The sequence below is a fragment of the Pseudomonas sp. GW821-FHT09H03 genome (assembly GCF_059415945.1).
The window spans coordinates 34,640-55,053 of the sequence record NZ_JBWKOF010000025.1 but is presented as its reverse complement, the minus strand read 5'-3'; the positions used below and the strand labels follow the sequence as shown (position 1 = coordinate 55,053).

At 59.9% G+C, this 20,414-nt stretch carries 17 protein-coding genes; 11 read left to right on the top strand and 6 right to left on the bottom strand.

What is annotated here, in order from left to right:
* Positions 1-323: 323 nt before the first annotated feature.
* Positions 324-911 carry a LysE family translocator gene (locus AC07OG_RS25265; RefSeq protein WP_060540472.1) on the bottom strand — a complete coding sequence of 196 codons (588 nt, stop codon included), beginning with the start codon at positions 909-911 and terminating at the stop codon, positions 324-326.
* An 81-nt stretch (positions 912-992) separates the two neighbouring features.
* The gene (locus AC07OG_RS25260) at positions 993-2,324 is read right to left on the bottom strand and encodes an aminotransferase-like domain-containing protein (protein WP_495068412.1); all 1,332 of its coding nucleotides are present in this window, start codon (positions 2,322-2,324) and stop codon (positions 993-995) included.
* A gap of 86 nt (positions 2,325-2,410) precedes the next feature.
* Here AC07OG_RS25260 and AC07OG_RS25255 point away from each other — a divergent pair, with 86 nt between their 5' ends.
* The 5 genes from AC07OG_RS25255 (at position 2,411) to AC07OG_RS25235 (ending at position 8,523) form a co-directional block, all read left to right on the top strand.
* A complete protein-coding gene (locus AC07OG_RS25255) occupies positions 2,411-3,307 on the top strand; it encodes a DMT family transporter (protein WP_495068411.1) in 897 nt (298 codons plus the stop codon).
* Between the two features lie 88 nt (positions 3,308-3,395).
* Positions 3,396-4,016, top strand: a complete 621-nt coding sequence (locus tag AC07OG_RS25250) for a LysE family translocator (protein WP_495068410.1) — start codon at positions 3,396-3,398, stop codon at positions 4,014-4,016.
* 105 nt (positions 4,017-4,121) lie between these two features.
* A complete protein-coding gene (locus AC07OG_RS25245) occupies positions 4,122-5,204 on the top strand; it encodes a bifunctional transcriptional activator/DNA repair enzyme AdaA (RefSeq protein WP_495068409.1) in 1,083 nt (360 codons plus the stop codon).
* Between the two features lie 23 nt (positions 5,205-5,227).
* Positions 5,228-5,851, top strand: a complete 624-nt coding sequence (locus AC07OG_RS25240) for a DNA-3-methyladenine glycosylase family protein (RefSeq protein ID WP_495068408.1) — start codon at positions 5,228-5,230, stop codon at positions 5,849-5,851.
* Positions 5,852-6,279: 428 nt separating this feature from the next.
* The gene (locus AC07OG_RS25235; RefSeq protein ID WP_495068407.1) at positions 6,280-8,523 is read left to right on the top strand and encodes a TonB-dependent siderophore receptor; all 2,244 of its coding nucleotides are present in this window, start codon (positions 6,280-6,282) and stop codon (positions 8,521-8,523) included.
* A gap of 195 nt (positions 8,524-8,718) precedes the next feature.
* On the opposite strand, the gene AC07OG_RS25230 is transcribed toward AC07OG_RS25235, so the two are convergent.
* Positions 8,719-9,327 (bottom strand): MiaE family protein, encoded by a 609-nt coding sequence (locus AC07OG_RS25230; protein ID WP_495068406.1) that lies wholly within the window; start codon positions 9,325-9,327, stop codon positions 8,719-8,721.
* Between the two features lie 160 nt (positions 9,328-9,487).
* Here AC07OG_RS25230 and AC07OG_RS25225 point away from each other — a divergent pair, with 160 nt between their 5' ends.
* Positions 9,488-10,351, top strand: coding sequence for a universal stress protein (locus AC07OG_RS25225; RefSeq protein WP_060540465.1), 864 nt, complete (start codon positions 9,488-9,490; stop codon positions 10,349-10,351).
* Positions 10,352-10,444: 93 nt separating this feature from the next.
* Here AC07OG_RS25225 and AC07OG_RS25220 read toward each other — a convergent pair whose 3' ends face one another.
* Positions 10,445-10,915: a DUF1289 domain-containing protein gene (locus AC07OG_RS25220; protein ID WP_060540464.1), complete on the bottom strand. Its 471-nt coding sequence runs from the start codon at positions 10,913-10,915 to the stop codon at positions 10,445-10,447.
* Between the two features lie 410 nt (positions 10,916-11,325).
* On the opposite strand from AC07OG_RS25220, the gene acnB reads away from it, so the two are divergent.
* Positions 11,326-13,926 carry a bifunctional aconitate hydratase 2/2-methylisocitrate dehydratase gene (gene acnB / locus AC07OG_RS25215; RefSeq protein WP_060540463.1) on the top strand — a complete coding sequence of 867 codons (2,601 nt, stop codon included), beginning with the start codon at positions 11,326-11,328 and terminating at the stop codon, positions 13,924-13,926.
* Between the two features lie 190 nt (positions 13,927-14,116).
* On the opposite strand, the gene AC07OG_RS25210 is transcribed toward acnB, so the two are convergent.
* Positions 14,117-15,397 (bottom strand): serine/threonine transporter, encoded by a 1,281-nt coding sequence (locus AC07OG_RS25210; protein WP_060540462.1) that lies wholly within the window; start codon positions 15,395-15,397, stop codon positions 14,117-14,119.
* Between the two features lie 553 nt (positions 15,398-15,950).
* Between AC07OG_RS25210 and AC07OG_RS25205 the strand changes: the two genes are divergently transcribed.
* The 4 genes from AC07OG_RS25205 to AC07OG_RS25190 all read left to right on the top strand — a co-directional run bounded on the left by AC07OG_RS25205 (position 15,951) and on the right by AC07OG_RS25190 (position 19,609).
* On the top strand, positions 15,951-16,430 hold the full coding sequence (locus tag AC07OG_RS25205) for a DUF4822 domain-containing protein (protein WP_060540461.1): 480 nt from the start codon (positions 15,951-15,953) through the stop codon (positions 16,428-16,430).
* 188 nt (positions 16,431-16,618) lie between these two features.
* Positions 16,619-17,584 carry a 2-hydroxyacid dehydrogenase gene (locus AC07OG_RS25200; protein WP_495068405.1) on the top strand — a complete coding sequence of 322 codons (966 nt, stop codon included), beginning with the start codon at positions 16,619-16,621 and terminating at the stop codon, positions 17,582-17,584.
* Between the two features lie 145 nt (positions 17,585-17,729).
* Positions 17,730-18,797, top strand: a complete 1,068-nt coding sequence (locus AC07OG_RS25195; protein ID WP_218423900.1) for a phosphotransferase family protein — start codon at positions 17,730-17,732, stop codon at positions 18,795-18,797.
* A 44-nt stretch (positions 18,798-18,841) separates the two neighbouring features.
* Positions 18,842-19,609 (top strand): SDR family oxidoreductase, encoded by a 768-nt coding sequence (locus AC07OG_RS25190; RefSeq protein WP_060540458.1) that lies wholly within the window; start codon positions 18,842-18,844, stop codon positions 19,607-19,609.
* 484 nt (positions 19,610-20,093) lie between these two features.
* On the opposite strand, the gene AC07OG_RS25185 is transcribed toward AC07OG_RS25190, so the two are convergent.
* The gene (locus AC07OG_RS25185; protein ID WP_060540457.1) at positions 20,094-20,345 is read right to left on the bottom strand and encodes a DUF1652 domain-containing protein; all 252 of its coding nucleotides are present in this window, start codon (positions 20,343-20,345) and stop codon (positions 20,094-20,096) included.
* Positions 20,346-20,414 lie beyond the last annotated feature (69 nt).

The window sequence follows — 20,414 nt, the reverse complement described above, 5'->3', positions numbered from 1 at the left end:
CGTTACAGGCGGGGGCGGTTCGTGTAAGCCAAACAGTCGGGCAAGCAAACTGGCCATGTTGTATGTCGCTCCTTGTCGTGCAAACTTGGCGGGATTGCGCAGGAACGAACTTCGGTCGACCTTTCCAGCGATGTTGGGCATCAGATACTGCTCCCACAGCACCCGGTTCTCCGCCGGTCAAGGGGGATGCCCTAAAGCTGAAAGCCACCCTCGTTCAAGCGCTTGCAAGTTTTAACGAGGGTGACAAACACGGATATAGGCTATTTCCGATAAGTGCGTAGGGCGTTTCTGGGTGCTAGCTGAGCCCCCCCGCTTCAGTGCATCTATGGCAATACCAAATAAACCGCACTCACCGCCAACAACCCCGCCATCACCCGATTGAACAGGCGCATGCCGGCGGGATTGTTCAGGTACCCGCGCAAAAACGTCCCGACATAGGCCCAACAGCCGATGGACAGGTAACAGATCACCAGATACACCGCCGCAAACTGCCACACCAGGCGCGCCTCGCCATCGGCGACGAACGCGCCCATGCCGGCCACGCAGGCCAGCCAGGCTTTGGGGTTGAGCCATTGCATGATGGCGCCGTACAGCATCGACGGCGCCTGCGTCGACTCCTTCGTCTGCAACTGCCCGTTGTCGGCCGCCAGCTTGAAGGCCATGTACAACAGAAAGGCCACGCCCGCCCATTGCACCCACAGGGTCAGCGCCGGCCATAACTGCAAAAGCTCATGCAAGCCCAGGCCCATCAGTACCAGCAGCAAGACAAACCCCAAGGTCGCACCGGCCACATGCCGCTGACTGGCCCTGAAACCAAATCGCGCACCGGAACTCAACGCGACAATGTTCACAGGCCCCGGGGTAATTGACGCGGCCAGCGCAAACGCGGCCATGGAGATCATCAGACTCATTGCACACCTTCTTTCTTCGAGTTGAACCAGGCCCTCAAGGTAAACAGCCGCTTGGCGCAGGTATTGAAGAAAAATGCCCTGTCAGGCGTACAGGCTGACCACCCTCCTGACTTTCAGCAGCGCATCGCGCAAGTCATCCATGCTCACGGACCCCAGCGCCAACCGTAACGCGTGGGGAACGTGGTCCGAGATCGCGAAGGGCTCGGCGGTTGATACGCATACCTGCTCGCGCATCAGGGCCACGGCGATCTGATCCGCCCGCGCCTCTTCCGGCAGCGGCAACCAGGTGAAATAGGAACACGGATGGCTGATGGTGTTCAGGCCCGTCAACACTTCCCGGGCCAGGGCCTGGCGGGCTTGCGCGTCGGCGCGTTTTTGCGCCTCCAGGCGGATCACGGTGCCGTCATCGATCCATCCGCAGGCGATGGCCGTCAGCACGCCGGGGGTGTTCCAGGTGGTCGCGCGAATCGTGCGTTCCAGGGCCGCGACCCAATGTTCAGGTGCTGCAATGAAGCCGACACGCAAACCGGTGGCGACATTTTTTGACAGGCCGGACACGTAGACCGTGCGCTCGGGCGCCAGCTCGGCCAGGGGTGGTGGTGGATTTTCCGCGAGAAAAGCATAGGCGCCGTCTTCAATGAGAATCAGATCGTACCGGCGCGCAATCGACACCAGCCGCTCACGCTGCCCGGCGGGCATCACCCAGCCCAATGGGTTGTGCAGCGTCGGCATGCTGTAGACAGCGCGTACCGCACGACTGCGGCACAACATCTCGAGCGCCTCCAGGTCAGGTCCATCCGCAGTGACCGGAATCGGCACCATTTCCAGGTGCAGCGCTTCGGCGAGCACCTTGAATCCCGAGTAAGTCAAGGCATCGGCAGCGATCACATCGCCGGGCCGTAGCAGCGCCATCATCGTCACGGTCAACCCATGCTGGGCGCCGCTGACGATCAGCATCTGCGAGGCCTGCACGGTCAGGCCGCGGCTGCCAAGGTGACGCGCGAAAGCGGCCCGCTCATGCTGGCGCCCCGCATGGGGCTGGTAGCGCAACAAGGCTTCAAGGTCGCCGGACAGCGCGAGCTGTCGCAAGGCGCCGCGCAACAGATCGGCCTGACCCGGCAGCGACGGATAGTTGAAGTTGAGGTCGATCATTCCGGCCACGACCTCGGGTTGATCTATCCCGTGCTGGGGCGGCAAGGAGGTCTCCCTGACGAAAGTCCCGCGCCCGGTTTCGCCACTGACCAGCCCCATGGCCTCCAGCTCGGCATAGACCCGGCTTGCCGTGACCAGCGCCAGCCCCTCGGCGGCCGCCAGTTCGCGGTGAGTCGGCAAGCGTGTGCCGGGCAGCAGGCGCCCTGAGCGGATGTCGCCAGCCAAGGCATCAACCAGAGATTTGTATCGAGCGCGCGGCATGGGATGTATCCATGACAATTTTTTGATTGTACCGATAATCAGCCATAGGATGGCTTTAGTGCAATCAAACAATGAGCGTGAGCCACATGGAACAGACTTCAAACCTGCAAAACCACACGCGACAGAACACTAGCAGCGGCTGGATCAATGGCCTGATCGGCGTGGTGATCTTCAGCGGCTCGCTGCCGGCGACTCGTGTGGCGGTGCTGGAGTTCGACCCGGTGTTCCTCACCGTCGCGCGCGCGACCATCGCTGCCGTTCTCGCGCTCTGCCTGTTATTGCTGTTCAAGGAAAAACGCCCCGGCCGGCATCAGCTACTTCCCCTGGCGATTGTCGCCCTGGGCGTGGTGATCGGCTTTCCCCTGCTGACTGCGCTGGCGCTGCAGTACGTCACCTCCGCCCACTCCATCGTGTTCGTTGGCCTGCTGCCTTTGGCGACCGCAGTATTCGCCGTGTTGCGCGGCGGCGAGCGACCGCGCCCGGCGTTCTGGATCTTCTCGGTGCTGGGCAGTTCGCTGGTGGCTGGGTTTGCCCTGTCCCAGGGGCTGACCGCCTCGCCCCAGGGCGACATCCTGATGCTGCTGGCGATCCTGGCCTGCGGCCTGGGTTATGCCGAAGGGGCGAAGCTGTCCAGGACGCTCGGCGGCTGGCAGGTCATCTGCTGGGCGCTGGTGCTGGCGTTGCCGCTCATGGCGGTACTCAGCTGGTGGCGGATGCCCGCGACCTTCGCCAACATCAGCACCCCGGCCTGGTTCAGCCTGGCTTACGTGTCACTGTTCAGCATGCTGATCGGATTCGTGTTCTGGTACCGCGGACTGGCGCAAGGAGGCATCGCCGCCGTCGGGCAGTTGCAACTGTTGCAGCCGTTTTTCGGCCTGACCCTGGCCGCGACGATGCTCCACGAACAGGTCAGCATTGGCATGCTCGGCGTCACCGTGGCCGTGATCCTGTGCGTGGTCGGGGCGAAAAAGTTCGCTCGCTAGTACTGGTACGCTGCCTGAGTCCATCACTGTACGGGTCAGGTCAACCGGCAGCTGTGTAAAAATATGGCTCCAGCTGCCGGAGCCGATCATGGACCTCACCACCCTCACCCTCTTTCTCCCGGCCTGCTTCGCCCTGAACATGGCGCCAGGCCCGAACAACCTGCTGTCGGTCAGCAACTCGACCCGCTATGGCTACCGCACCGCTTGCCTTGCCGGTATGGGTCGCTTGCTGGCGTTCGCCTTGATGATTGCACTTGCCTCGGCGGGGCTGGCGGTGGTGCTGCAAACCTCGGAATTGCTGTTCTACGGGATCAAGATTCTCGGTGCGGCGTACCTGTTCTACCTCGCCTGGCAATTGTGGCGCGCTGACCCCGGCGCAGAAAACCTGGTGAGCGCAGCGCCGGTGGGAATGCTGGCGCTGACCCGACAAGAGTTTCTGGTGGCGGCCGGCAACCCGAAAGCCATCCTGATTTTTACCGCATTCCTGCCACAATTCGTCGACTCGACCCGGGCGATCGCACCACAATTTGCGCTGCTGGGCGCACTGTTCCTGATCCTCGAATGGATCGCCATCGGTCTGTACGCTTACATGGGCCTGCACATGCGCCGCTGGTTTGCCAAACCGTCGGGCAAGCGGATGTTCAATCGCTGTTGCGCCGGGTTGTTGTCGGCGGCGGCTTCGGTGTTGCTGCTCGCCCGTCGGGCCTGAATTTTATCCCACCTATGAAGCCAGGTTGAACGATCGCGCAGTTGCCAGCAATTCCCTGTCGATTTTCCGGTGGAGGCTGGCCATGACGCGTTCTATGCTGCGTCCATGAACCTACAAAACACGTTACTGCCGCCCCGCGCCGAGATGGTTCGCGCCATGCTCGAACGAGACACCGCCTACGAGGGGGTGTTCTTTACTGCGGTCAAGACCACCGGAATCTTCTGCCGCCCGGGCTGCACGGCACGCTCGCCGAAGCCGGACAACGTCGAGTTCTTCGCCCATGCCGACGAGTGCCTTTCGGCGGGCTACCGCGCCTGCCTGCGCTGCAAACCGCTGGACGCCGCGGCCATTGCCCCGCACTGGGTGCAGAAACTGCTCAAGGCGGTAGACGCCGACCCCGAGCAGCGCTGGACCGATGCCCAGTTGCAAGTCGAAGGCATCGAACCACTGAAACTGCGGCGCTGGTTCAAGCAGCATTTCGGCATGACCTTTCACGCCTGGCTGCGCACCCGACGCCTGGGCATAGCGCTGGGCGGGATCAAACAGGGCGACTCGATTGACAGCGCGGCGTTCGATTCGGGTTACGAATCCCTGAGCGGTTTTCGCGATGCGTTTCAAAAATCCTTTCACATCACCCCCGGCCGCGCGGCCAACAGCGAAGCCTTGCTGTTCACACGCCTGACCACCCCTTTGGGCCCGATGATCGCCATGGCCGAGCGCCGTGGCCTGGTATTGCTGGAGTTTCTCGATCGGCCAGCACTGACCCGGGAAGTCGAAGAGCTGCAGAACCGCTATAGCTATGCCGTGGCGCCTGGACACAACCAGCACTTGCAGCAGATCGAAGAACAGCTTGCCAGGTATTTCGCTGGCCAACTCAAGCAGTTCAGCGTTGCCTTGCACCTGCCCGGTAGCGAATTCTCCCGCCAGGTCTGGGCCGAGCTGGGGAAAATCCCCTATGGCCACACCACTACCTATGGCGCCATAGCCGCCACGCTGGGCAAACCCGGCGCCAGTCGTGCGGTGGGCCTGGCCAATGGGCACAACCGGCTTTCGATAGTCGTACCTTGTCATCGGGTAATCGGTGCCGACGGCTCGCTGACCGGTTACGGTGGTGGCCAGCCGCGCAAGGCGTTTTTGCTCAGGCTGGAAAACGCGGCGGTGCAGATGACCCGGCAGTTGGCGTTTTGACGCTTGGGCTCAAGAAGGAATCGATGAGCAGGCCAGCCCCTTATTTACCCGCCAGTGACTTTCTGGCCTCCCTCGACGATGACTGGCGCCGCCACATCGACGCTATCGGCCCGTGCCTGCATCAACCCCACCCGGCTCGCGATCCCTATGAATCGCTGGTACGGGCGATTGCCTATCAGCAACTGCATGCCAAGGCTGGCGATGCGATAGTCGGCCGGCTGCTGGCGCTGTTCCCCCAGCACGGGTTTCCACGACCAGAGGAGATTGTCGCCACGGACTTCGATCGCCTGCGCAGCTGCGGGTTTTCCGCGAGCAAGATCGCGACCATTCAGGGCATTGCCCAGGCGACGCTGGACGGCGTGGTACCGGATTACGCCACGGCGCTGGTCATGGACGATGAAGCGCTGATCGAGCGCTTGATCACCTTGCGCGGTGTCGGCCGCTGGACAGTGGAGATGCTTCTGATCTACAGCCTGGAGCGTCCGGACATTTTACCGGCCGATGACTTTGGCGTACGTGAGGGGTATCGACGGCTCAAGGGCCTGGAGTTGCAGCCGACACGCAAGCAAATGATCGAGATCGGCGCGGCTTGGAGCCCGTATCGGACGGTGGCCGCCTGGTATCTGTGGCGGGTGCCAGGCCGGTAGACCGCGTAATCGTTCTTCGCAGGCAAGCCAGCTCCCACAGTGGATAGGTGCCGGCCATGAGTTTTGTGCTCACTGAAGATCAAATTGTGGGAGCTAGCCTGCTGGCGATGAGGCCGGCACATACAACATCACGGGTGACTGACACTCCGCCATCGCTGGCAGGCCAGCTCCCACAGGTTTAGCGGTATACATATATTCTGTATACCACTCGAACACGGTGGGAGTTGACTTGCCAGCGATGAGGCCCGCCCATTCACCCTGCATGCAACTGCCCATCACACTCAAACAGTTCAACACGAGCACCTCGGCTTGAGCCGCTGAGAATACTTATCAATTATTTTCGCAGCGCAGTTCCCCTTTTCATTTTTCGTTCGGTTAACCAGCAGAAGCACTTCAACTACCGATCGATTCGATGCAAAGGGATCTCCATGTCGCACCACCTCGCCGTCCGTTTTCGTTTTGCCTTGTGCCCGCTGGCACTCGCCCTGCCCGCCGCGCTGCTGAGCCTGGCAACTGCCGCTCACGCTGCTGACAGCGGCGCCGATAAAAAGATCGCCAAGGACGACGGTATGCTGCAACTGGGTGCTACCACCATCTCCGCCCAAGGCCTGGGCGCGACCACCGAAGGCACCCATTCCTACACCACCGGCTCGACATCGTCGGCCACCGGCCTGCCGTTGTCACTGCGCGAAACACCGCAATCGGTCACCGTCATTACCCGTCAGCAAATGGATGACCAAGGCGTACAGAGCATCAGCGACGCGCTGCGCAATGCCCCCGGCGTCTCGATGCAGAAATACGACAGCGATCGCACCGAGTTTTCCGCCCGTGGCTTTGCCATCACCAACTTCCAGTACGACGGCATCAACATCCCCTATGACGGCGTCTACGGGGAGAACCCCAACAATGGCGACGACGCCGCCAGCCTCGATCGCATCGAAATCATCAAAGGCGCGACGGGCCTGTTGACCGGTTCGGGCGATCCGTCGGCCACCGTCAACCTGATCCGCAAGAAACCGACCAAGGAATTCAAGGCGTCGATCAGCGGCACCGTCGGGTCCTGGGACGCCTACCGCAGCGTCGGCGACATTTCCGGATCGCTGAACGAGTCCGGCAGCGTGCGTGGGCGCTTCGTCGGTGCCTACTCGGACAAGAACTCCTACATGGATCATTACAGCCAGAAAAAAGACCTGTACTACGGCATCCTCGAAGCCGACCTGACACCCGACACCCTGCTGACGTTCGGCATCGACAAGTCGAGTACGACCCCACGAGGCTCGTCCTGGACGGGCAACGCGGTGTATTTCACTGACGGCGGCCGCACCGACTTCCCCCGTCACTTCAACCCGGGCGCCGACTGGAGCCGTCGCGACTACGACGACATCACCTATTTCGCGTCCCTGGAACAGGCGCTGGCCAACGACTGGAAGTTCAAGGTCAGCCTCGACCAGAAAACCACCGATCACGATACCCGCCTGGCTTCAGCCAGCGGGGGCAGCCCGGACCGTGCCACGGGCGAAGGCATGTTTCTTTACTGGGGCCGCTGGGAAGGTCATCGCGTGCAGAACACCGCAGACGTCAACGTCTGCGGCCCGTTCACCCTGGGCGGTCGCGAACATGAATTGCTCGCAGGTTTCATGGCGTCCCACTCGCGCCAGACCGGCGACACCTACGACACCAGTGCAACCGGCGAGGTCCCCGGGAGCATTTATGACTGGAACGGCAATCTGCCGGAACAGGAATTCCCGAAAAACGGCAAATACGAACGCACCCAGAGCCAGAACGGCATTTACCTGGCCACCCGCCTGCACCCGACCGACGATCTGTCGTTCATCCTCGGCGGCCGCCTGAGTACGTTCAAGTACAACGAGGATTACACCTACCGTCCGGACGCCGGCCTGAGCGACACCAATGCGAGCTACAAGGAACACGGAGTCGTGACGCCTTATGCCGGTGTGGTCTATGACCTGGACGACACCTACTCGGTCTACGCCAGCTACACCAATATCTACCAGCCCCAAATCTACAAGGACGCCAGCGGCAAAACCCTGAACCCGGTGGAAGGCGACAGCTACGAGGCCGGCCTGAAAGCGGCGTACCTGGAAGGCAAAGTGAACGCCAGCCTGGCCTTCTTCCGCATCGAACAGGACAACGTCGCCCAATACCTCACCACCGATGGCACCGGCCAGGACGTCTACAAAGCGATTTCCGGCGCAACCACCCAGGGTGTGGAACTGGAACTGGCCGGCGAAGTGGCCGATGGCTGGAACCTGTCCGCCGGCTATACCTACGCCCGCACCCGTGACCAGGACGAGCAGCGCATCTATGGTTTCCCGCTGGCGACCACCAAGCCGGAACACGTCGTGCGCACCTTCACCACCTACCGCCTGCCTGGCGCGCTGGAGAAGGTCACCGTCGGTGGCGGTGTCAGCTGGCAGAGTGCTTTCTACGGTCAGAGTTACAGCCCGGTCGAAGGCGCCACCTCACTCAAGCAAGGCGGCTACACCCTCGTCGACCTGATGACGCGCTACGAGTTTGACGAACACCTGAGCTTCACCGTCAATGCCAACAACGTCTTTGACAAGAAGTACCTCAATGGCCTGGGCAACTTTGGCACCACCTACTACGGCGAGCCGCGCAACGTGTCGCTGACCACCAAGTGGGATTTCTAAGCTGAACCCAGCCCTTAAGCCCAACATCGCAACGCCTGCCCACCCCCTGTAGGAGCGAGCACGCTCGCGATGAACGTCAACGATAACGCGGGGTGTCAGACAACCCGAGGTGTTCTTGCGTTCTTCGCGAGCATGCTCGCTCCTACAGATGAAATGCGTTTTCAATGTGGAAGCGAGCCTGCTCGCGAATGCGAATTATGCGGCGGCAGGTATACCGCTGTGGAAGCGGAACTCGCCATCCGGTGTCTCGATCAGCTCCTGCTCGGCGGCGCGCACCCTGTCAATCACCTGGGCGATATCCTTGGCGTCACCATACTGGTAAGCCAGTTTCAGGTAACCCTGGAAATGCCGGGCCTCACTCTTGAGCAAACCGAAGTAGAACTTGCCCAGTTCTTCGTCCAGATGCGGTACCAGCGCCTCGAAACGCTCGCAGCTGCGGGCTTCGATAAACGCACCGACCACCAGGGTATCCACCAGTTTCACCGGCTCATGGCTGCGCACCACCTTGCGCAGCCCCGAGGCATAGCGCCCGGCGGACAGCTGGCGCAGCTCGATCTTGCGCCGCTTCATCAGGCGCATGACCTGCTCGTGATGCACCAGCTCTTCCCGGGCCAGGCGCGACATCATATTGATCAGGTCAACGTGGGAGTGATACTTGGCAATCAGGCTCAACGCGGTGCTGGCGGCCTTGAATTCGCAGTTCTTGTGGTCGATCAGCAGTGTTTCCTGGTCAGCCAGCGCGGCCTGAATCCAGCCGTCAGGGGTACGACAGCCAAGGAATTCGTGAATTTCGGGAAGGATCATGGGGCCCACGGATAAGAGGTTGAAACGAAAGGCGTCGATTATACCGGCCAACCGACAGACCACCAGTCGCCAACCGTTGATATGCATCAAGTCGCTCAATGGCGGGCAGCAACTATAGTTGTGCAACGCCGTGCTTTTTCATATTCAGGAGATAGTGATCATGCAAGCCATTCGCAGCATTCTGGTGGTCATCGAACCCGAGCACCCGGAGAGTCTGGCGCTCAAACGGGCCAAAGTGATCGCCGGTGTCACCCAGGCGCACCTGCACCTGCTGGTATGCGACCGCAGGCATGACCACGCCACAATGCTGGGCGCGCTCAAGGCCACGTTGCTGGAGGACGGTTACAGCGCCACCACGGAACAGGCCTGGAACGAAAGCCAGCACGAAACCATTGTGCAAGTGCAGCAAGCCGAAGGCTGCGGCCTGGTGGTCAAGCAACACTTCCCGGACAGTCCGTTGAAAAAGGCCCTGCTGACGCCAGAGGACTGGAAACTGCTGCGCTCCTGTCCAACCCCGGTACTGCTGGTGAAAACCGCCGATTCCTGGAAGGACCGGGTGATTCTGGCGGCGGTCGACGTCGGCAATACCGATCTTGAGCACCGGCATCTGCACAACACCATCATCGATCACGGCTACGACATTGCCAGCCTGGCCAGAGCCCATCTGCACGTGATCAGCGCCCATCCGTCGCCGATGCTGTCCTCGGCCGACCCGACCTTCCAGCTCAGCGAAACCATTCAGGCGCGCTACCGCGAGCAGTGCAAAGCGTTTCAGGCGGAATTCGACATCGACGAAGATCGCCTGCATATCGAGGAAGGCCCGGCGGATGTGCTGATTCCATTCATGGCGCACAAGCTGAAAGCGGCGGTGACGGTGATCGGCACCGTGGCACGCACCGGACTGTCAGGGGCGTTGATCGGCAATACGGCGGAAGTGGTGCTTGATAAGCTGGAAAGCGATGTGCTGGTGCTCAAGCCGGCGGAAGTGGCGGATCACCTTGAGGAGTTGGCCGACAAGCATTGAATGTCTGGCATCAGGTCGATCGTTATCGCCGGCAAGCCGGCTCCTGCAGAAGTTAGCGATTTTGTGTAGGAGCCGGCTTGCCGGCGATGCTTTTCAATCGCCCAAGGCGTCCTTGAGAAACCCCGGCGCGATGTACCGCTGGTAGTGTGCTTCGGACAGCAGGAAAAATTCCCGATCAATGGCATCACGCAGTTCCGGCAGGTTCCAGTCGCGAAATTCCGGCAGCAATACCATGCCGTAGGCCTCCAGATTATTGATCACCCGCGCGCCCCGGGCGATCAACTGGTACGCCCAGCAATATTCCGACTGATGGGGCACGAAGCGAATCTTGCGCTGTTCCAGCTGCATCCTGAGCTGCGCCGGATCGAAAATCTCCACCTTGGCGGCCATCACCTGGGACAGCAACTGCTCCAGACGCAGCCAGACCGCGCGCTTTTCATCCTCGTTGTAGCCGTTCCAGTGAATCACTTCATGGTGGAAACGCTTGCAGCCACGACACACCAGATCTCCGTAAACAGTGGAGCAGAGGCCGACGCAGGGGGTCTTGATGGTCTGGTTGGGCATAGGTAGGCAAAAAACGCGCAAAAGCAAAACAGGTCGGCATATTAGCCCTTTGTCTAAGATGAATCACCCCTGAAAATTAAGGCTCGCAACTTACCTTTAATATTTTTTTGCCGTAGAATCAGCCAGCCTTTTTAGGCGCCAATGTCCGTTAGAAGCTGTTTTCAAAGCGTCACGAGCACAGTCGTTCCTTCAGAGCGGTGTTGGCGAAGGGTTTTTCCAGCGGGGAAAAGCTCGGCGCCAACCCTCATCAGCTCCCGTTCTGCAGGCGTAAAACTTTGAAAGCAGCTTCTGTAAGGAATTGTCGGTAATTCTGGCTAATGGGCCCACAACGCCCTGCAGCGCATGAGTACGGCAATTTCGGGATGAGCGTCCCGGACACCCATTTGGGACCACTGATGAGGGTAATAACTGTGCTTGAAGCCTACCGCAAACATATCGAAGAGCGCGCAGCACTGGGTATCGTTCCCCAGCCGCTAAACGCCGAACAAACTGCAGGCCTGGTTGAGCTGCTGAAAAATCCCCCGGCTGGCGAAGAAGCTTTCCTCGTTGACCTGATCACCAATCGCGTTCCACCTGGAGTGGACGAAGCAGCCTATGTCAAGGCCGGCTTCCTCTCCGCCATCGCCAAGGGCGAAGCTCAATCCCCCCTGATCGACAAGAAGCGCGCTGTTGAACTGCTCGGCACCATGCAGGGCGGCTACAACATCGTGACTCTGGTGGACCTGCTGGACGACGCCGAACTGGCGCCAGTGGCCGCCAAGGAACTCAAGCACACGCTGCTGATGTTCGACACCTTCCACGACGTCTCTGAAAAAGCCAAGAAAGGCAATGTTCACGCTCAAGGCGTGCTGCAATCCTGGGCTGACGGCGAGTGGTTCGTGAAGCGCCCGGTGCTGGCCGACAAGATCAGCCTGCGCGTGTTCAAGGTGACTGGCGAGACCAACACCGACGACCTGTCCCCTGCTCCTGATGCCTGGTCCCGTCCAGACATCCCGCTGCACGCCCTGGCCATGCTGAAAATGGCTCGCGACGGCATCGTGCCGGACGTACAAGGCGTCACCGGTCCGATGAAGCAGATCGAAGAAATGCGCGGCCAAGGCTTCCCGATCGCCTACGTCGGTGACGTGGTCGGTACCGGTTCCTCGCGTAAATCGGCGACCAACTCGGTACTGTGGTTCTTCGGCGACGACGTTCCTTACGTGCCGAACAAGCGTGCCGGCGGTTTCTGCTTCGGCAACAAGATCGCACCGATTTTTTACAACACCATGGAAGACGCCGGCGCCCTGCCGATCGAATTCGATGTGTCCGGCATGAACATGGGCGACCTGATCGACCTGTACCCGCATGCTGGCAAAGTCTGCAAGCACGGCACCGACGAAGTCCTGACCACCTTCGAAATGAAGACCCCGGTTCTGTTGGACGAAGTTCGCGCTGGCGGCCGTATTCCGCTGATCATCGGCCGTGGCCTGACCGAGAAGGCTCGCGCCGAGCTGGGTCTGCCGCCTTCGGAGCTGTTCAAGAAGCCTGAAGCACCGGCTGAAAGCACCAAGGGCTACACCCTGGCGCAGAAAATGGTCGGCAAGGCGTGCGGCGTAGAGGGTATCCGTCCGGGCACCTACTGCGAACCGAAGATGACCACCGTCGGCTCCCAGGACACCACCGGTCCAATGACCCGTGACGAACTGAAAGACCTGGCGTGCATCGGCTTCTCCGCCGACCTGGTGATGCAGTCCTTCTGCCACACCGCGGCCTATCCAAAGCCGATCGACGTGACCACCCACCACACCCTGCCTGACTTCATGATGACCCGCGGTGGCGTTTCCCTGCGTCCGGGCGACGGCATCATCCACAGCTGGCTGAACCGCATGCTGCTGCCGGACACCGTCGGTACCGGTGGTGACTCCCACACCCGTTTCCCGATCGGTATCTCGTTCCCGGCCGGTTCCGGTCTGGTCGCGTTCGCCGCTGCCACTGGCGTTATGCCACTGGACATGCCTGAGTCGATCCTGGTTCGCTTCAAAGGCGAACTGCAACCAGGCGTCACCCTGCGTGACCTGGTTCACGCCATTCCTTACTACGCGATCCAGTCTGGCTTGCTGACCGTAGAGAAGAAAGGCAAGAAGAACGCCTTCTCCGGCCGCATCCTGGAGATCGAAGGTCTGTCCAAGCTGACCGTCGAGCAAGCTTTCGAACTGTCCGACGCCTCGGCCGAACGTTCGGCTGCCGGTTGCACCATCAAGCTGTCCAAAGAATCGATCGCCGAATACCTGCAGTCGAACATCACCCTGCTGCGCTGGATGATCGGCGAAGGCTACGGCGATGCTCGTACCCTGGAACGTCGTGCGCAAGCGATGGAAGCCTGGCTGGCCAACCCTGAGCTGCTGGAAGCTGACAAAGACGCTGAATACGCCGAAATCATCGAGATCGACCTGGCCGACATCAAGGAGCCTGTGCTCTGCGCGCCGAACGACCCGGACGACGCTCGCCTGCTCTCCAGCGTTGCTGGCGAGAAAATCGACGAAGTGTTCATCGGTTCGTGCATGACCAACATCGGTCACTTCCGCGCTGCCGGCAAGTTGCTGGAGCAGGTCAAGGGTCAGCTGCCAACCCGTCTGTGGCTGTCGCCGCCGACCAAGATGGACGCTCACCAACTGACCGAAGAAGGCTACTACGGCATCTACGGCAAGGCTGGCGCGCGCATGGAAATGCCGGGCTGCTCGCTGTGCATGGGTAACCAGGCACGTGTAGAGCCGAACTCGACTGTTGTGTCGACTTCGACCCGTAACTTCCCGAACCGTCTGGGTGACGGCGCGAACGTCTACCTGGCTTCGGCTGAGCTGGCGTCCGTGGCTTCCATCCTGGGTCGCCTGCCGACCGTCGAGGAGTACATGGAATACGCTGGCAAGATCGACAGCATGGCGGCCGATGTCTACCGCTACCTGTCCTTCGACCAGATCGCCGAGTTCCGTGAAGCTGCTGCGAACGCCAACATTCCGGTCGTTCAAGCCTAACGTTACAGAGCCATAAAAAACGCCGCCCATCGTGAGATGGGCGGCGTTTTTTTATGCCTGGAATAACTACCGCCGATAAACCTGTGGGAGCGGGCTTGCTCGCGAATGCGGTGTGTCATTTAACACATCGGTTGACTGATTCACCGCATTCGCGAGCAAGCCCGCTCCCACAAGGGGAGTTCGTGGCGGGTCAGGCAGTCAGGGAGTAGATCAACGCTGAAATAGCCACCAGCCCCACCGCTGTCACAAAGACATTGGAAGCCTGCCCGCGATAACGCGCCATCGCCGGTACCTTGCGAATGGCGTACATCGGCATCAGGAACAGGATCGCCGCGATCACCGGGCCACCCAGGGTTTCGATCATGCCCAGAATGCTCGGGTTCAACGTCGCCACAATCCAGCACACCACCAGCATGAACGCCGCTACGATGCGATCCAGGGTCTTGGCTGCCGGGCGCTTGCCGCTCTTGACGATCAGGCCCTTGAGGCCTTCACTGGCACCGATGTAATGCCCCAGGAACGACTTGGAAATGGCCACAAAGGCAATCAACGGCGCGGCGAAGGCGATGGTCGGGTTGCTGAAGTGGTTGGCCAGGTACGACAGGATCGACAGGTTCTGTGCCTTGGCTTCGGCCAGTTGTGCCGGCGACAGGGTCAATACACAGCTGAAGACGAAGAACAGCACCATCGCCACCATCAGCAGGTGGGCACGGGACAGGATCTGCGAGCTGCGCTCTTCGGCATGCTCACCATACTGACGCTTCTGGTCGACCGCGAACGCCGAAATGATCGGCGAATGGTTGAACGAGAACACCATCACCGGAATCGCCAGCCACAGGGTACGCAGCAGCGCAGATGGCTCAGGCAGCGTGGTGGCCGTGGTCAGGATGCCGCCGTTCCAGTGTGGAATCAAAAACACCGCCAGGAACAGCAAGGCGACGATGAACGGATAAACCATCAGGCTCATGGCCTTGACGATGATCTGCTCGCCGCAACGCACCACGGCCAGCAGGCCGAGGATCAGCACCAGCGACAGCACGGCGCGCGGGGGCGGCATGATGTGCAGTTGATGCTCAAGGAAACTGCCCACGGTATTGGTCAACGCCACGCTGTAGATCAGCAGGATCGGGAAGATCGCGAAGAAGTACAGCAAGGTGATCAACGCGCCGGCCTTGATTCCGAAGTGCTCTTCGACCACCTCGGTAATGTCCGCACCATCGCGTCCGGACAGGACGAAGCGAGTCAGGCCACGGTGTGCATAGAAGGTCATCGGAAACGCGAGCAACGCCAGGATCAGCAGCGGCCAGAAACCGCCCAGCCCCGCGTTGATCGGCAAAAACAGGGTTCCCGCACCAATTGCCGTGCCAAACAGGCCCAGCATCCAGGTGGTGTCTTGGCGATTCCAGCTCGAAAGTGTCGCGGGTGTTGCTGCTACATAGCGTTTGTTGACGCTATTGGCCTGATCATTCATCCGGTGGGATCTCCACATTCCGGTCACTTGCCACCCGGCCAGGACGCGTCGGAATACCCGACAGGCAGCGCCATGGCCGAAACAGGGGCGCGATTCTGGAGGATTAGTGAACAGAAGCAAAGACTTAGGTGAGGAACGGCAGTACCAATAGACCTTTCTTGAGCGTTGGAACGCCTGGATCGTCCAGCGCGAACAAGAATAGTACCCGCCGCGCCCTGATCGAGCCTTTTCTGTCAGATTGCGCCAGACCTTCAACGGAGCCTTGGCAGTTTGCTGCAAACGCTCGACTTCTTGTTGGACACCAGCGACACCACTCGGGAACGGTAGCGCTCGGTGGGGTGAAATTAAACATTGACTACCCCAACCTGGAAACAGCGAATATGCCTACAAAAAACACAGACAAAAACTACAAGTAACAAACTACTTAAATTAAAACGACACTGAACTGTTACAAGCAAATACCCAACCATTGTATCGCGTCTACTCCCGGCCTATATTTTTACTCACCGAACCAAGCAAATTGATAGCGCCCCCATTCCCAGGAGTTGCCCGCATGCAAAAACACACTATTGCATCTACATGCTTCCTTCTTGCGGCACTGCTTTGTGCGCCAGGCAGCTTTGCACAACCAAACCCTGGCGCCGTGGATATACTGGCGCTGGCATCGTCTCCTCGATGGCTGACAACCAAAGTCTATATAGAAGGCGAGCCTCAAACTGACGTAAAAGCGGATTATTCCGAAGTGGTGGGCATATCGACCTGGGATCTCGAAACCAATCGCTATGAGTTCTTCGACGCTGTCACGGGAGTTTCAAAGTACAACAAAGGAGGTGGCGGTTACTTCTTTGTTACCGGAGATCAAAAACACCACATACTGGTACCCGAATTCGGCCCCATCAAAACAGTGGTCAGGCGCCTGGAAGCATTGAATAAAACCGAGTTCACCTACTCTCGAGAAGTACCACGCGATATGGTGGAAAACAACCCGCCGGTGCGCATCCATGTCGTTCACACTCCTTATAAAGGGGAGTAGCAAGCGCGTCCGCCTTGAGCCATAAATGAGCTTGCGACTACCTCGAACCTGTATTTGCTTCTTCCGGCAAGCAGTCCAGACTACAGAACACCGCCAAGGCGGTGGACACCATTGCCAAACACTTCTGAAATCAGCACCCTGAAACGACCTATTGCACCTGACAAGCCGACGATCACAGGAGCCGAGCAATGCCCGCAACTGTTCTGGTACTGGTTGAAACCATCAATGACTACCTACCGATTCTCGAACATCAAGGCTTTCACCTGATCCTGGCACCCACGCCCGCCGAGCGCGCCGAAGCCATCTCGCGCCACGCCGGCCAGATAGATGCCGTGCTGACTCGCGGCCCCCTGGGGCTGTATGCCGATGAAATCGCCGCCCTGCCCAACCTCAAGATCATTTGCGTGATCGGCGCCGGTTACGAACACGTTGACCTGCAGGCGGCCGCCGACCGCGGCATCACTGTCACCAACGGCGCCGGGGTCAATGCCTCCTCCGTCGCCGACCATGCCATGGCACTGCTATTGGCACTGGTGCGCGATGTGCCGCGCTGCGATGCCGCCGTACGACGCGGCGAATGGCCAAAAATCATGCGCCCGTCCCTCGCCGGCAAGCGCCTGGGCATCCTTGGCCTGGGCGCGGTCGGCATGGCGATCGCCAAACGCGCCGACGCCGGCTTCGACATGAGCGTGAGCTACCACAATCGCCAGCTTCGCAGCGACGTGCCCTACGCCTTCTGCTCGACCCCCACCGAACTGGCGCGGGCCTCGGATTTTCTCATTGTTGCCACACCGGGTGGCGTGGGCACCAGACACCTGATCAACCGCCAGGTGCTGGACGCCCTTGGCCCCAACGGATTCATCGTCAATATCGCCCGGGCCAGCGTTATCGCCACCGCTGACCTGATCACCGCACTTGAGCAACGGCGGATCGCCGGGGCCGCACTGGATGTGTTCGATAACGAACCGCACGTACCCCAGGCATTCAAGGCGCTGGCCAACGTTATCCTCACTCCGCATGTCGCCGGGCTGTCCCCGGAGGCAACCCAGGGCACCGTCGAACTGGTGGGCAAGAACCTGGTGGCGTTCTTCTCCAGCCAACCGGTACTGACGCCGATCCTGTTGCCGCCGGCGCAAAGCCGTGCTGTACATTGACGACAAATTCAAACAGCTGTATCAAAAACAATGATTGGCCGGCAACACGCTTACCTATAAGAGCCATTCACGGTTGTGGGTGCAGGGTGTGCGCATTAGATTAGCCAATAGTTTGAGGCCTCCAGAATAAGCAGAAGGGATAAGCATGGCGCTTACTGACCAGTCCACCCGTATCCGCTCCGGCGAAGAACTCGATGCCAGCCTGATCGATCCGTACCTCAAGGCGCACATTCCCGGCCTCAGTGGTCTGCCACAGATCAGCCAGTTCCCGGGGGGGGCGTCGAACCTCACCTACCTGCTCGAATACCCCGAACAGGAGTTCGTCCTGCGGCGCCCACCCTTCGGCCACAAGGCCAAGTCCGCCCACGACATGGGTCGTGAGTTCCGCATCCTCAATCAGTTGCGCGACGGTTTTCCGTACTGCCCCAAGGCCTATGTGCACTGCACCGACGAATCGGTGATCGGTGCCGAGTTCTACGTGATGGAACGGGTCAACGGCATCATCCTGCGCTCGGACCTGCCGGCAGAACTGGGCCTGGACGCCGCAAAAACCGAAGCCCTGTGCAAGAGCTTCATCGACAAGTTCGTGGAATTGCATCAGGTCGACTACAACGCCTATGGCCTGGGCGACCTGGGCAAGCCCGAAGGTTACGTGGCGCGGCAGATCAAGGGCTGGAGCGATCGCTACGAGAAAGCCCTGACCCCGGACGCGCCACAGTGGGACGCGGTGAAGGCCTGGCTCAACGACAAGATGCCGGCCGATCACCCGACCTCCAGCATCGTCCACAACGATTACCGCTTCGACAACGTGATCCTTGACCCGAATAACCCGATGCAGATCATCGGCGTGCTCGATTGGGAGCTGACCACCCTCGGCGATCCGCTGATGGACCTGGGCAACACCCTCGCCTACTGGATCGAAGCCGATGACCCGGCCCCCGTGCAACTGATGCGCCGCCAGCCGAGCCACGCACCGGGCATGCTGACTCGCCGCGAGTTCGTCGATTACTACGCCGAACGTTCAGGCATCCGCATCGACAATTTCGATTTCTACTACACCTATGGCCTGTTCCGCCTGGCCGGCATCGTGCAACAGATCTACTACCGCTTTTACCATGGTCAGACCCAGGACAAGCGCTTCGCACAGTTCATTCACATGAACAAATTGCTGGAGCAGATGAGCCTTCAGGTCATCCAGAAATCCAGCCTTTGATCACGCTTGTGGCCCGATAACAAAACTTTTTATAAGGGAATACCATGTCCAAGACTCAGTTGTTCGACCTCGATGGCAAGATCGCTTTTGTCTCCGGTGCCAGCCGCGGCATCGGTGAGGCCATCGCCAAACTGCTGGCCCAGCAAGGCGCCCATGTCATCGTTTCGAGCCGCAAGCTCGACGGCTGCCAACACGTCGCCGACGCGATTATTGCCGCCGGCGGCAAAGCCACCGCCATCGCCTGCCACATCGGTGAAATGGAGCAGATCAGTCAGGTTTTCGCCGGCATCAAGGAACAGTTCGGGCGCCTGGATATCCTGGTCAACAACGCAGCGACCAATCCGCAGTTCTGCAACGTGCTGGACACCGACCTCAGCGCCTTCCAGAAAACCGTCGATGTAAACATTCGCGGCTACTTCTTCATGTCGGTCGAAGCCGGCAAACTGATGCGCGAGAACGGCGGCGGCAGCATCATCAACGTCGCCTCGATCAACGGCGTCTCGCCGGGCATTTTCCAGGGCATCTACTCGGTGACCAAGGCTGCAGTCATCAACATGACCAAGGTCTTCGCCAAGGAATGCGCGCAGTTCAACATACGCTGCAATGCCCTGCTGCCGGGCCTGACCGACACCAAGTTCGCCTCGGCGCTGGTCAAGAACGAGGCCATTCTCAACACCGCCCTGCAGCAGATTCCGCTCAAGCGCGTGGCGGACCCGAGTGAAATGGCGGGCGCAGTGCTCTATCTGGCCAGCGACGCCTCCAGCTACACCACCGGGGTGTCGCTGAACGTGGATGGCGGCTACCTGTCCTGATAGGCGTCTGCGAGCAAACAGGTAGGAGCCGGCTTGCTGGCGATAACGATTCGTCAGGCGACACCGCCGTCGGCTGACCCAACGCAATCGCCAGCAAGCCGGCTCCTACAGGGTTTCGCGTACTGGATGGTCTACTGCGTGACGCAACGAGTAGTCGTGGTGACTCGGGTCACCTCGCCGTTTTCGCCACGCACATCGCCCAGCACATCGGTTTTATCCATGGTCTCGCAGGTTTTTTCCTGCGGCGGTAATGGAGGCGGAGGGGGTGGTGGGCTGGCGCAGCCACCGAGGATCGCTGCGCAGAGTGCGAGCGGTGCAAAAACGCATTTCCCGGACTTTTTCATAGGTTGACCCGCGATAAGTGATCGACACTTTTCTGTGACAACAAAACCTCCGTACAAAGTCCCCGACCCTGTCACAAAAAACCATTTCCTCAATCCTTATAGCCCAGTCGTTGGCCGCCGCCAGCAGAATCTGGCACTTCTTACATCACCGGGTCCGGGCGATGCAGACTGTTACTCGTGAGCTCGTAACGTAGTTCCTCGATCAGGACAGCCACCGACTCTGCTGTGTGCAGCGCTGCCATGTTCAAGCCGCTGACCACCAGGTCCACCTGACCAGACAGCGGATGGTAAAGCTTCACGGTCAATGAATGATCACCCGAGACACTGCACTCGCAGGCCAGCGGAGAAAAACTGCGCTCGATCGACATCCGCAACTGGCTGAGGGAAATCATTGCACAGGCCTCGTCAGGCGCAATGCGACACAGGGTTGTTTCATGTAGCGGTTCCTTGAGCTGTTTCAA